The organism is Paraburkholderia sp. SIMBA_054 (genome assembly GCF_046534875.1).
GTDB lineage: Bacteria > Pseudomonadota > Gammaproteobacteria > Burkholderiales > Burkholderiaceae > Paraburkholderia > Paraburkholderia hospita.
The window spans coordinates 82,720-96,169 of the sequence record NZ_JAWRXV010000033.1 but is presented as its reverse complement, the minus strand read 5'-3'; the positions used below and the strand labels follow the sequence as shown (position 1 = coordinate 96,169).

Genomic DNA, 13,450 nt, shown 5'->3' with positions numbered 1-13,450 from the left:
ACTGTCTCCACAAATTTTTTGTCGACCGACACGGTGAATACGCCCGCGTCACGAGTTTGAATCTTCAGATAGCGCCGACTGTCCGCAGCGCTTCGATCTGTTCACGCGAATAGCCGAGTTCGGCCATCACTTCGTCCGTGTGCTCGCCGAGCAGCGGCGAACGTGTCACGTCCGTCGGGCTGTCCGACAGCTTGATCGGGTTGCCCACCGTCAGATATTTGCCGCGCACCGGGTGATCGACCTCGACGATCGTCCCCGTTTTGCGCAGCGAGTCGTCTTCCGCGATCTCCTTCATCGACAGGATCGGTCCGCACGGAATGTCGTACTTGTTCAGGATCTCCATCGCCTCGAACTTGGTCTTCGTCATCGTCCAGCGTTCGATCTCCGCGAAGATGTCTTTCAGGCGCGGCAGGCGTGCGCTCGGTGTCGCGTACTCGGGGTCGGTAGCCCACTCTTCCTTGCCGATCACGTTGCAGATCTTCACCCACACGGGTGCCTGCGTGATGAAGTAGATGTACGCGTTCGGATCGTGCTCCCAGCCCTTGCACTTCAGGATCCAGCCCGGCTGTCCGCCGCCCGATGCATTGCCCGCGCGCGGTACCGCCTCGCCGAACGTGCCGTTCGGGTACTGCGGGTACTCCTTCATCACGCCCGTGCGTTCGAGCCGCTGCTGGTCGCGCAGCTTCACGCGGCACAGGTTCAGCACGCCGTCCTGCATCGCTGCGAGCACCTTCTGGCCGCGGCCCGTCATCGTGCGCTGATAGAGCGCCGTCACGATGCCCAGCGCCAGATGCAGACCCGTACCGCTGTCGCCGATCTGTGCGCCTGTTACAACCGGCGGGCCGTCATCGAAGCCCGTGGTCGAGGCCGCGCCGCCCACGCACTGCGCGACGTTCTCGTAGACCTTGCAGTCTTCGTACGGCCCGGGACCGAAGCCCTTCACCGACGCGACGATCATCTTCGGGTTCAGCTCCTGGATGCGCTCCCACGTGAACCCCATGCGGTCCAGTGCGCCCGGCGCGAAGTTCTCCACCAGCACGTCGCACTTCTGGATCAGCGCCTCGAGCACGAGCTTGCCTTCGGGATTCTTCGTGTCGATGGTGACCGAGCGCTTGTTGTGGTTGAGCATCGTGAAGTACAGGCTGTCCGCGTCGGGGATATCGCGCAGCTGTTCGCGCGTGATGTCGCCTGCGCCCGCGCGCTCTACCTTGATCACGTCTGCGCCGAACCATGCGAGCAACTGCGTGCAGGTCGGGCCTGATTGCACGTGGGTGAAATCGAGAATGCGCACACCGTCGAGTGCCTTGCCCATGCTACGTCTCCCATCATTGTTGAATGTGTTGCTTGCGCATGTCGGGGGGTTTTTGCCCGGGATTTGAACACGCCTGATATGTGATATATCGTATTTACAGCCCGGTATTTGAGCAAGCTTTTTTGCCAGGTTTTTAGTGGGGATAAACCCCAAGGTCGGGGTTGGCGCTGGCGCTGAGTGATTTTTGTTCGTGGTCCGTGGTTTTTTTGCGTCTGCGGCGCGGGCTTTTTTGGCTGGCATCCGCGTGGCGCCTACGCGGCGCAGGCGTTGCCCCTGTGCGGGGCGGCACCTACTTTTCTTTGCCGCCGCAAAGAAAAGTAGGCAAAAGAAAGCGGCTAACACCGCTAATTCTTGTTATTACCCACGGGCCCCCAACGTCCCGACGCTTCACACGGCAACGAAATAGCCAACGCACGTTGCCAACGTACTTATCAAGCGCCTCCCCCGTTTCACGCACCGACGTCATGACCCACGATATGGAATATCCACGGCCCCATAGCGGCAAACTGTGTGTAGGTCGTGCCTTCGACAAGGCAGCGCTCCTACATGGAGGTATGCGTGCGCTTTCGGTCCGAAGTAAGGCATATGCGGCGCGATGGCCTACACACCGTTTGCCGCTATAGAACGTGGGAAATTTGGTCACGCGCGCGGCGACGCGGGAGCGTGAAGCGGGTGATGCGTATGGAGAGAGCGTTGGCAACTCACGCGAACAGAAATGCTGCCGCGTGAAGTGTGGGGACGTTGGGGGCCCGTGGATAAGAACATGGGCTGGCGGTGTGAGCCGCTTTCTTTTGCCTACTTTTCTTTGCGGCGGCAAAGAAAAGTAGGTGCCGCCCCGCACAGGGGCGACGCGTGAAGCACGAAGGCATAGCGCGGATGCCAGCACCGAGGCAAAAGAACCAACCGCTTGCGCAGCAAACACCGTAACGCGGATGCCAGCGCAAAGGCAAAAAAACCAAACCTCAGGCGCCAACAAAAATCCCCCGCGCCGCACGGCAAAAAGCCTATACGGCCTGCGGCCCAATAACCGCAACAGCTACGCCGCGCGCAGCGGCAATAGCAGCCGCCTCAGTTGCGAACACAGTGTGATCAACAACATGTTGGAAAGGCAAAACATGAACGGGCACATCAGCCCCATCATCCAGTTTGCGCACGGCGGCAAACGCCGCCCACCCACCGTTATGAATAAACTGCATAGCAGACAGCTCGACCTGATAAGGTCCAAAAATTTCCACACGCATCGATGTTCTCCGTACTGAATCGCCGCAACGACGATCGACGTTGATATTGACTGCGCGAGTGCAAGGCGGCGCACACCGCCTTCGAGAACACCTCAGGCGCCAACGCGCGCCTCAAGTTCCGCGATGCGCTTGCGCAGATTGCGGTCTTCCTGGAAGCGCGCGGTTTCATCGCGGATCACCGCAACAATGCCCGTCAATTCGCGCTCGGGTGAATACAACAGTGCAACCGTAAAAGCAATCGACAACGCCCGCCCGTCCTTATGAATCGCAGGCACGCGAAGCAGATCGTTGCCATAGCGCGTCTGTCCCGTCGCCATGGTCTTTTCATAGCCTTCCCAGTGACGCCCGCGCAAACGCTCGGGAATAATCAAATCGAGCGACTGACCCAGCGCGTCTTCCTGCGTAAAACCAAAGATGCGCTCCGCCGCGGGATTCCACAGCGTGATCGCGCCGTGCTGGTCCGAAATCACGACGGCATCGCCGATCGCGTGCACCAGTTGTTCAAAATCGATGGCTGCTTGCATATAGGGGCTCGTGTGTTATGGGCTCGCTGCCGCTCAGTAAAAACAGCGCCACGCGGGCGCTGTTCGTGTGGGCTCCGTCTCTCCTGTCCAACCCGGAGCCCATTGATACGCCGGTGACAATTACACCACTTTCGCTTCCCGCAAGTTCGCGATCTGATCGAAGCTGTAGCCGAGGTCCTTCAGCACTTCTTCCGTGTGCTCGCCGAGCAGCGGCGAACCCGTGATCTCGGGCTTCATGTCCGAGAACTTGATCGGGCTGCCAACCGTCAGGTACTTGCCGCGCGCCTTGTGGTCCACTTCGACGATCGTGCCGCTCGCACGCAGCGACTCGTCGTTGGCGATTTCCTTCATCGACAGAACAGGCGAGCACGGAATGTCGAACTTGCGCAGGATGTCGACAGCTTCGAACTTCGTCTTGTCGGCGAGCCACGCTTCGATCGTGTTGAAGATATCGAAAATGTGCGGCTGACGTGCCTGGGCCGTCTTGTATGCCGGGTCGTCGATCCATTCCGGCTTGCCGATCGCGCGGCAGATCGGATCCCACGCGTGGCCCTGAATCGTGAAGTAGATGTACGCGTTCGGGTCCGTTTCCCAGCCCTTGCACTTGAGCACCCAGCCCGGCTGGCCGCCACCGCCCGCATTGCCGCCGCGCGGCACGACATCGGTGAATTCGCCGTGCGGATACTGCGGATACTCTTCGAGGTAACCGACGCGGTCCAGACGCTGCTGGTCGCGCAGCTTCACGCGGCACAGGTTGATCACGCTGTCCTGCATCGACACGGCCACCTTCTGCCCCTTGCCCGTCTTGTCGCGGCCGATCAGCGCCGTGAGAATGCCGATGGCCAGATGCATGCCCGTGTTGCTGTCGCCGAGCGCCGCTGCGCTGACCGTCGGCGGGCCGTCCCAGAAGCCCGTCGTCGAGGCCGCGCCGCCCGCGCATTGCGCGACGTTTTCATAGACCTTCAGGTCGTCGTAGTGGTGGCCGTCGCTGAAGCCCTTCACGGAAGCCACGATCATCTTCGGGTTCAGTTCGTTGATGCGCTCCCACGTGAAGCCCATGCGGTCCAGCGCGCCCGGTGCGAAGTTTTCGACCAGCACATCCGATTCCTGAATCAGCTTCTCGAGCACTTCCTTGCCGTCCTGCGTCTTCGTGTCGAGTGTCAGCGAACGCTTGTTGCTGTTGAGCATCGTGAAGTACAGCGCGTCGGCTTCCGGAATGTCGCGCAGCTGGTTGCGCGTCACGTCGCCCGAACCGGGGCGCTCGACCTTGATCACATCCGCGCCGAACCAGGCAAGCAACTGGGTGCACGCAGGACCGGCCTGGACGTGCGTGAAGTCAATGATCTTGACGCCTTCGAGTGGTTTGCTCACTTTTGTATCTCCGTGGTTGGCTGATGTCACTTTTTCATTGCCGCGCTTTGCGGGTTCAGATTTGTCAAGCGTCCGCTTTCGGTGCCGGCCGCTTCGTCGATCACTGCGTTGATGAGCGTCGGCTTGCCGGATGCGATCGCTTCCTTCACCGCTTTATCCAGTTCTTCCGGCGTCGTCACGTTGTAGCCGATGCCGCCGAATGCCTCGATCATCTTGTCGTAGCGCGCGTCCTTCACGAACACCGTCGGCGCAACGTCCTTGCCGCCCGTGGGATTCACGTCGGTGCCGCGATACACACCGTTGTTGTTGAAGATGATCGTGCACACGGGCAGGTCGTAACGGCAGATCGTTTCGAGTTCCATACCGCTGAAGCCGAACGCGCTATCGCCTTCGATCGCGAGCACCGGCTTGCCGCTCGTCACGGCTGCACCGATCGCGAAGCCCATGCCGATGCCCATCACGCCCCACGTACCCGAGTCAAAGCGCTTGCGCGGCTGATACATGTCGATGATGGCGCGCGCATAGTCGAGCGTGTTCGCGCCTTCGTTGACGACGTTGATGTCGGGGTTCGCCTTGACGATGTCGCGCAGCACGCGCAGCGCGCTGTGGAAGTTCATCGGCGACGGATTCTTCGCGAGCGTCGCGGCCATCTTCTGGAGGTTCGTGTTCTTCTTCTCGCTGACGGCGTCGAGCCATTCCTTCGGCGGCTGCGGGAAGTTGTCACCAACCTGATCGAGGAGCGACGCGACGCACGAACCGATATCGCCAACGATAGGCGCCGCGATCGCGACGTTGCTATCCATTTCCTGCGCCGAGATATCGATCTGCACGAACTGCTTCGGCTTGCCCCACGTCTTGCCCTTACCGTGCGACAGCAGCCAGTTCAGACGCGCGCCGATCAGCACGACGACGTCCGACTCGGCCAGCACGAACGAACGCGCAGCCGAAGCCGATTGCTCATGCGTGTCGGGCAGCAGGCCCTTGGCCATCGACATCGGCAGATACGGAATGCCCGTCTTTTCGATGAACGCGCGGATCTCCTTGTCGGCCTGCGAGTACGCTGCGCCCTTGCCGAGCAGCACCAGCGGACGCTTTGCGCCCTTCAGCAGATCGATCGCGCGCTTGACGGAATCGGGCGCGGGCAACTGGCGCGGCGCGGCGTCGATCACACGGATGATCGACTGCTTCGCTTTCACGGCGTCGATGGTCTGCGACAGCAGCTTCGCCGGCAGATCCAGATACACGCCGCCCGGACGGCCCGACACGGCAGCGCGAATCGCACGCGCGAGGCCGACGCCGATGTCTTCCGCGTGCAGCACGCGATACGCAGCCTTCGCGTACGGCTTCGCCGCGTTCAACTGGTCCATCTCTTCGTAATCGCCTTGCTGCAGGTCGACGATTTCGCGTTCGCTCGATCCGCTGATCAGGATCATCGGGAAGCAGTTCGTCGTGGCGTTGGCGAGCGCCGTGAGGCCGTTCAGGAAGCCCGGTGCGGACACTGTGAGACAGATGCCGGGCTTTTGCGTCATGTAGCCCGCGATAGCGGCTGCATGACCTGCGTGCTGCTCGTGACGAAAACCGATAAAGCGCATTCCTTCGGCTTGCGCGAGGCGCGCGAGGTCGGTGATAGGAATGCCGACCAGACCAAAAATCGTGTCGATGTCGTTCGCTTTAAGTGCATCAATGACGAGGTGGAAACCGTCCGTCGTTTGTTGTGCGTTCTCTTCAGCGGATTCTTGCGGTCTGATCTCAAGTACATCTGCCATGACGTCTCCTCCTTGGCCGGGTGTTGTGTGGCGTCTCGTGATATACAATATTCCAAACACAATATTAGTCAACGGATTTTTGCAGGTGCTTCAAGTTTCATCCGGTGTTGCTGCAGTGCAAAAGTTGGCTAGCGCTTTGTGTCTGAAGGGTCTGGGCGCCTGAATCGTGCATCGCATCAAGTGCCCGTTCGGGATAGTCCTGGGGTCGCTTTATGTCAGTGGCGGCGGCCCTCAGTCCAGAAAATCGCAATGCGCTTCGACATACAGCGCGAGATCGAGCGAGTGCTGACGCACCAATGTCTCGACGCGTTCGGTATCGCGTGCTTCGAGTGCCTCGATGATGCGCATGTGGTCTTCGATCGAACGCGACGCGCGGTCGCTCTGCGCGATCGTCATGCGGCGTATCGCGCGCACGTGCATGAAGATGTTCTTGATCGTGTCGAGGATGATCTGAGAGCCGGATAGCTCGACGAGCGCCTGGTGAAACGCGATGTTCACCTCGGAGTACTCCTCGATGTGATCGGTTGGCATGGTCGAATGGAAGTCGTCGAACATCGCGCGCAGCCCGGCAATGTCTTCGTTCGAAGCGCGCTGTGTCGCCAGACGCGCCGCCACGCTTTCGAGCGCGGCCCACATGCAGATCATCTCGACGATCTCTTTCTTCGTCTTGCGCAGGATGTAGACGCCGCGGCGCGGCACCGTGCGCAGAAAGCCTTCCTGTTCGAGCAGCGTCATCGCCTCGCGCACTGGCGTGCGGCTCACGCCGAGCGCCTCGGTCAATTCCTTTTCATCCAGCCGCACTTCGGTGCGCGAGTGATAGATGTCGGTGTTCGCGATCGCGTGCTTGAGTCGCGCGTACGCCTGATCCCGCAGCGAAGCTGTCGCGCTGATCGGCGTGAGATTCAGGCTCAACGGGATCGTGCGGACATTTTCTTGCGTGTCGGTGGACATGGTCGACGTGTCTCCTCGGTGTCGAAAACGGTGGTGGCCCGCTCGACGGAAGCGCCGGATCAGGCGCGGTCGTTCGGCCTTTCTGCATGTCTGAAAATACCGCTTTGCATATGTGCAATACTGTATATCACATATCTAGTCGCCACCAATTCTCCTGCACCCTAGGTCTGTAGCAGGCTATCCATAAACGTTAGCGAATAGTTTTCAAAGAAAACTTTAACTATCGTGAATCTATCGACGCGCCTAAGCTGTCTTCACGCAATCGATGAACTGGAGAGCATGATGCGCAACGCACACGATCAACACCGGACTCACTACGAGCGCGCAATCGAGGCGCAGCTGTGCGCGTTCAACAGCGCATTCGCCGACCTCGGTTTGCGCTTCCGCTGGGACGCGCAGACGCTGACGTCGCTTGCGACGATCGACGGCGAGCACGCCCGCGTCGTCGCCTATCTGGAGGCGCATCAGGCGCATTTGCTCAATGCGTACAGCGCCGAGTTCCTGAGCGCGGCGATTCTCGCGAAGAAGAGCGCGCACACGGCCGAGGTGCTGCCGACGCGTATCGAGGCGTCGAGCGATGCGCATCGTTCGAATCGTTCGGGCTTTTCGTTTTCGCAGTACTTTGCCGATGACGGTGTGCCTGCTCTTGCAGGCGCCTGAAGAACGGCAAGCCGCACACGAAGCAGGACGCAAGCAATCTCCCGCGCTGATGAAGCGCGGGACATTTTTTATTGGCTCGTCGATTGTTGAGTTGTTGAGAGAGTGGGGTCGGCGCAAACCCGCGAGATTCAGGCGGACAAAAAAACAAAGCGGCGCGCCGCCCCTTCAGGCCGCGCACCGCTTCAAGATTTCAATGATGAATCCGCAGCGCCGGAACGGCGCCCTGCCTCACTCGCCCGAGCTTGCGCTTAATCGCGACGCGTTGGCCGACGAAGAGGACGCAGACGTCCCCGACTCGATCAACCGTGCGCGCATCGGTGCGAGCACGAACTTGGCCGACACGCCCGCCGCTATCGTAACGACGGCCGAGACGATGAACACCAGGTTCCAGCCGCCCGTGGCCGACAACACCGACGCGAGCGGCACCAGCAGCGCCGCCGTGCCCTTCGCCGTATAGAGCGTGCCAGCATTCGACGCAGCGAACTTGCTGCCGAACGTATCCGCGCAGATGGCCGGGAAGATCGAGAAGATCTCGCCCCAGAACAGGAAGATCAGCGCCGCGAACGTCATGAACGCGTACGGGTTTTGACCGTAGTGCATCATGCCGAGTAACGCGAGCCCTTCGCCGATGAAGATCGCGAACATCGTGTTCTCACGGCCGATCTTGTCCGAGATGAAGCCGCACAGCGGACGCGTGAAGCCGTTGCAGATGTTGTCGATGGACAGCGTCATCGTGAGAAGCGGCAGCGTCATGCCGAACATCGTCATCGGCAGTTTCGCGAGTCCCCAGTCCTTCGCGATCGGGCCGAGCTGGGCCGTCGCCATCAGGCCGCCCGCCGCGACCGCGACGAACGCTGCATAGATCACCCAGAACACGGGCGTCTTGATCATCTGCCCTGGCGTGTAGTCGATCTTGCTCACCGCGAACTTGCGCTTGATGTTCGATACGGCGCGCGTCGACGGCTTGTGCAGCAGCAGCGCCAGCACGAAGATCGCCGCGCCTTGCAGGATGCCGAAGAACAGCAACGTGTGCTCATAACCTGAGCGCGTAATCATGTTTGCAATCGGAATCACAGTCACGGCCGCGCCCGCGCCGAAACCCGCCGCCGTCAGGCCCGCCGCGAGACCGCGCTTGTCCGGGAACCACTTCAGCGCATTGCCGACGCACGTGCCGTACACGCCGCCCGCGCCGATGCCGGCGACGACGGAGCCGATATACAGCTCAGGCAGCGTCGTCGCATGCGCGAACAGCATCCACGCGAGGCCCGCGCAGATCGCGCCGACCGCGACGACGGGACGCGGACCGAAACGGTCGACGAGCCATCCTTCTACAGGTACGAGCCACGTCTCCGTGACAATGAAGATCGAGAACGCAAGCTGAATCGATGCTTCGCCCCAGTGGTGCCGCGCGTTCATCGGCGCGACGAAGAGCGTCCAGGCATATTGAAGGTTGGCGACCAGTGCCATGCACAGCATGCCGATCACCAATTGACACCAACGGTTCGAAAATAGACCGCTTCCCGTCGCCTGTCGGGTGTTTCCATTCATGAGCATCGTCTCCGCATTTCTAGTGTTTTCGATGCAAGCGGCGCGATTCGTGATCGCGCTGCCCGCATCCGCCTTGCTGTTCTCTTCTACCCGGCGCTGGGGACTTTCGACAGACCTGCGTAGTTAACCATTCAAACAGGTTTCAGTCTTTACATTTTTATTCCAGCGGCCTGCGGATTTTCCCCAATGCGTTGCGCTTAAAAACGGTCATTGCACGCGTTAACCCTTAAAACGGAACGCATCTGGGAGAACCCATCGTAAGAGCGCACAGGGGATTGGGAATAATTAAAGAAACTTATCGAATGCATTCGCGATCGTTTATGGATGCGATGGCACGGGGCGCGCAGAGAAGCTCGCCGGTTGGCAATGAGGGAAGATGCGGACATCCGGGAACGGATGTCCGCGGTAGATCAGAGAGAAGCGACTGCTCTCAATCGAGAAAGTCGCAATTTGCCTCGATGAAGGCGGCGAGGTCGAGCGAGTGCTGGCGCACCAGACGCTCGGCGAGTTCGGTGTCGCGCTTTTCCAGTGCCTCGATGATGCGCAGATGATCGACGATCGAACGCGACGCGCGGTCGCTTTGCGAAATCGTCATGCGACGGATCGCGCGCACGTGGATAAAGATGTTCTTGATCGTGTCGAGGATGATCTGCGACTTCGACAACTCGACGATGGCCTGATGGAACGCAATGTTCGCATCCGAGTACTCGGCGATATGTTCGGCCGGCGTCGAATCGCGGAACTGGTCGAACATGTGACGCAGCCGCGCGATTTCTTCGTCCGTTGCGTGCAGCGTGGCAAGACGCGCGGCCATGCTTTCCAGTGCGGCCCACATCTGGATCATCTCGACGATCTCGCGCTTGCTCTTGCGCACGATGTAGATGCCCCGGCGTGGGATCGTGCGTACGAAGCCTTCCTGTTCGAGCAGCGTCATCGCCTCGCGCACTGGCGTACGGCTCACGCCCAGCGATTCGCTCAGCGCGCGGTCGTCGAGGCGTATTTCGTCGCGCGACGCATAGATATCGGCATCGGCGATTGCCGCGCGCAGCATCGCGTATGCGCGATCACGCAGACTGGCGCTCGTCCCGATAGGTTGCAGTGACAGGGTGAACGGCGTAGCCGCTGGCTGACTGTCAAGTTCTGACGACATGCATCGCCTCTGATCCGGTCGGTGCGAATGAGCACCGTAGTTGGCTCGAGCGGCGCACTGTGCCGCTCCCGTACCCGCGCCCGTCTACTGCCCTCATCGTCACGCGGACTGTGAACGTATTTAGTATATCAGCGCGTGAGGTATTGTCGATGAAAGCCGCATCGGTGCTGGCTGCGCAGCTTCGCCACGCGCGTCGCGCAGTGTAGCGTGTGCCCGGCAAAAGAGCCTAAGGATTAGGAACTGTCGATGCGGCGCTCGTCGCGGCTGCCGTCAAAGCCTCGGGCGCCGAGGACGCTTCGCGCGGCGCTTCATGCGCAATCGTGCCGCATTGCAGCTGGCCGGCGTCGCTGGATTCGAGCTCGGCGGCGTTCAGGTTTGCGCAGGCGGCTTCGACGATCGTGCCGATGTCGTGCCGGTTGCGCTCACGCGCGGCGTGCTTCATTTCGCTCTGGAGCCAGCCGCTGAAACTGACGACGGCGAACACGGCAACGGTGAGCAGTACGGACTCGGTCTTGGACAAACGCATCTTGGATAGGGCTTTGCAGGAGGGACGGCCAGACACGTTATCGGCAGCGGCGCGAAAAGCTTGAATGGTTTGAGTGGCTCAGGTGAATCAGCAGGCGCGATAGAAGCCGTCGAACCCGGCGATGGGCGCATCGACGGCGAGCAATCGAGCGATTCAGCATTGGCGAAATCGCCCGCATTTGAATAGGAAAAGCATCCAGAAGTCGCAAGCAATGAGCGCGGCGGCACAGGTTCGCGCGTGAGAAAAAACCGCCAGGTCCAGTCCGCCGGCTCAACCGCATTTGTCAAACCGTCAATATAAATTGGCCATAAAGCCTGGTTAACATCGAATTCGCGGCCGAGTCCAAAGCGGATATAGAAATTCGTCTAATGCAGCAGCACCTGCTCGTGCGGCATGCCCGACATAGCAGCAACGCGCTCGGCAAAACGCCATTGCAGTTCAAAAAATGCCCGGCTATATCGGATCACGCATTGCCCTTCATGCAAATTGTGTTGAGCCAATCGTCTTGGTGTTAGCTGAATTGATCCACTAGCCTGTCGCCTGCTTCAAGCTTCAATACCGCGAACATTACTCCCGGCTTTCGCATTCAATTCGAAAAGCCGCAATATGCAATACGGATTTTGCCAATCCGATCATTGGAGACCGCCATGGCCGTCGAACCCGAGAGCTTCCGCGATCAATTCGTCTCGCTGTTCCAGTCAGCCGTCGATCAGGTCGTGCGCAGTACGACGCCTTCCACGACGCTCGCCTCGCGGCCTGGAGCGAACAACGCGCTCGTCAATGCGGCAGCGACGATTGCGTCGCTGAAGTCGCAAGGCGAATCGGCCTTGCCCGACGTCGCACCGGACGAAGTCGCGCAGGACGCCTGGACCTGCGCGAAGATGGGCTTCGCGCTGATGGAAGCCCGCGCCCGCGGCGACGCGGCCGGCGCCGACAGCATCGAGAACGACCTGCGGTTCAACGTCTGCGATCCGGCGTGGATCAAGGTCATCGAGAGCTACATGCAGTACTTCGGCCCGGACGGCAAGCGCGCGTCGATTCCTTACCGGCGCGCGGCCGCGATCGGCCCAGTGACGGTTCCACTGAAAGCAGGCGCAACAGTCGCGCTGATCGCCGACTGGGGCACCGGGACGGACGTCGCTGTGGATCTGCTGAAGCAGGCCGCGCTGCAAAACCCCGACGTCGTGATTCATCTCGGCGACATCTACTATTCGGGCACCCCGCAGGAATGCGATGCGAACTTCAGGAACATCGTCGACAGCGTGCTTTCGCGCAGCACGAAGGACGTGCCCGTCTACACGCTTTCGGGCAACCACGACATGTACTCGGGCGGCGCCGGCTATTACGGGCTGATCGACACGCTCAACGATCACGCGCGCCTTCAGCCTGCCAGCTTCTTCTGCCTGCGCAACGACGACTGGCAGTTCATCGCGCTGGACACAGGGCTGCACGACTACAACCCGTTCGACGGAACGGAAGTCCTCACGTTTATCGAGCAGGACGAAGAGGACTGGATCGTCGAGCGCATCGCCGAATTCAGCGGCAAGACGATCCTGCTGTCGCATCACCAGCTGTTTTCCGCGCTGTCGCAGATTGGACCGTTGCAGACGGGCGGCAAGCTCGTCGCGCACAACCCGAAGCTGCTCGCGAGCTTCCAGCGTTTCGCACAAGCCGCGAAGCAACCGGTTAGCGCATGGTTCTGGGGCCACGAGCACAACCTGAGCATCTATCAGCCGTACCTCGGATTGAACCGCGGACGCTGCATCGGCCATGGCGCGGTGCCCGTGATCGTCGACGGACCGGAGAACGCGCCGGACACACGTATCGTCAATCCGCCCGCGCTGCAGAACGTGCTGCTGAAAGAGGCGGACAAGATCTATATGCACGGCTTCACGATCATCCGGCTCGGGCAAGGCGCGCAGAGTGGGCAGGCGTCGGCGGAGTACTACGAAAGCAGCGACGGCACGACGCCCATGTTCACGGAAACGCTCTAGCGCCCGCTGAACGCCGTCACACGTCGACGATCACTTCGAAGCCGCCGTAGATCAGCCGCTTGCCGTCGAACGGCATCGTCATCACATCCGGTTGAAGACGCGGATCGGCCATGACCTTGCTCATGCCTTCGTCGCGCTTCGCGCGCGAAGGCCAGACGACCCAAGAGAATACGACCACTTCGTCCGGCTCGCGCTTGACGGCCAGCGGGAACGACGTGAGCTTGCCTTCGGGCACGTCGTCGCCCCAGCATTCGACGACGTTCAGCGCGCCGTACTCCTTGAACACGCCCGCCGCCGTCTCGGCGTGCTTGCGGTAAACCTCGCGATTCTCCGCCTTCACTGCCACCACGAATCCATCCACGTAGTTCATTGCCGCCTCCTGTGCAAAGTCGTCAGATGCCGGGCAT

12 protein-coding genes are annotated in these 13,450 nt (G+C 60.6%); 2 read left to right on the top strand and 10 right to left on the bottom strand.

Annotation, left to right across the window (positions count from 1 at the left end):
- Positions 1–64: 64 nt before the first annotated feature.
- The 6 genes from frc (SB822_RS33260) to SB822_RS33235 form a co-directional block, all read right to left on the bottom strand.
- Positions 65–1,312, bottom strand: coding sequence for a formyl-CoA transferase (frc, locus tag SB822_RS33260; protein WP_007585247.1), 1,248 nt, complete (start codon positions 1,310–1,312; stop codon positions 65–67).
- 1,004 nt (positions 1,313–2,316) lie between these two features.
- On the bottom strand, positions 2,317–2,553 hold the full coding sequence (locus tag SB822_RS33255) for a hypothetical protein (protein ID WP_007585245.1): 237 nt from the start codon (positions 2,551–2,553) through the stop codon (positions 2,317–2,319).
- Positions 2,554–2,645: 92 nt separating this feature from the next.
- On the bottom strand, positions 2,646–3,077 hold the full coding sequence (locus SB822_RS33250; protein WP_007746136.1) for a PAS sensor domain-containing protein: 432 nt from the start codon (positions 3,075–3,077) through the stop codon (positions 2,646–2,648).
- A 120-nt stretch (positions 3,078–3,197) separates the two neighbouring features.
- Positions 3,198–4,448, bottom strand: coding sequence for a formyl-CoA transferase (frc, locus tag SB822_RS33245; RefSeq protein WP_007585242.1), 1,251 nt, complete (start codon positions 4,446–4,448; stop codon positions 3,198–3,200).
- Between the two features lie 26 nt (positions 4,449–4,474).
- Entirely contained in the window at positions 4,475–6,214 is a 1,740-nt protein-coding gene (gene oxc, locus SB822_RS33240) for an oxalyl-CoA decarboxylase (RefSeq protein ID WP_007585241.1), read from the bottom strand.
- Positions 6,215–6,445: 231 nt separating this feature from the next.
- Positions 6,446–7,165 (bottom strand): GntR family transcriptional regulator, encoded by a 720-nt coding sequence (locus SB822_RS33235; RefSeq protein WP_079501116.1) that lies wholly within the window; start codon positions 7,163–7,165, stop codon positions 6,446–6,448.
- A 279-nt stretch (positions 7,166–7,444) separates the two neighbouring features.
- On the opposite strand from SB822_RS33235, the gene SB822_RS33230 reads away from it, so the two are divergent.
- A complete protein-coding gene (locus SB822_RS33230) occupies positions 7,445–7,825 on the top strand; it encodes a hypothetical protein (RefSeq protein WP_410856535.1) in 381 nt (126 codons plus the stop codon).
- A 228-nt stretch (positions 7,826–8,053) separates the two neighbouring features.
- Here the strand turns inward: SB822_RS33230 and oxlT are convergent, their stop codons facing one another.
- The 3 genes from oxlT to SB822_RS33215 all read right to left on the bottom strand — a co-directional run bounded on the left by oxlT (position 8,054) and on the right by SB822_RS33215 (position 11,049).
- A complete protein-coding gene (oxlT, locus tag SB822_RS33225) occupies positions 8,054–9,373 on the bottom strand; it encodes an oxalate/formate MFS antiporter (RefSeq protein ID WP_410856534.1) in 1,320 nt (439 codons plus the stop codon).
- Between the two features lie 430 nt (positions 9,374–9,803).
- Positions 9,804–10,523 (bottom strand): GntR family transcriptional regulator, encoded by a 720-nt coding sequence (locus SB822_RS33220; RefSeq protein ID WP_007585232.1) that lies wholly within the window; start codon positions 10,521–10,523, stop codon positions 9,804–9,806.
- A gap of 226 nt (positions 10,524–10,749) precedes the next feature.
- Positions 10,750–11,049 carry a hypothetical protein gene (locus SB822_RS33215; RefSeq protein WP_007585231.1) on the bottom strand — a complete coding sequence of 100 codons (300 nt, stop codon included), beginning with the start codon at positions 11,047–11,049 and terminating at the stop codon, positions 10,750–10,752.
- Positions 11,050–11,696: 647 nt separating this feature from the next.
- Here SB822_RS33215 and SB822_RS33210 point away from each other — a divergent pair.
- Positions 11,697–13,043, top strand: a complete 1,347-nt coding sequence (locus tag SB822_RS33210; protein ID WP_007585230.1) for a metallophosphoesterase family protein — start codon at positions 11,697–11,699, stop codon at positions 13,041–13,043.
- Positions 13,044–13,059: 16 nt separating this feature from the next.
- Here SB822_RS33210 and SB822_RS33205 read toward each other — a convergent pair whose 3' ends face one another.
- Positions 13,060–13,413, bottom strand: coding sequence for a DUF1428 domain-containing protein (locus SB822_RS33205; RefSeq protein ID WP_007585228.1), 354 nt, complete (start codon positions 13,411–13,413; stop codon positions 13,060–13,062).
- Positions 13,414–13,450: the final 37 nt, after the last annotated feature.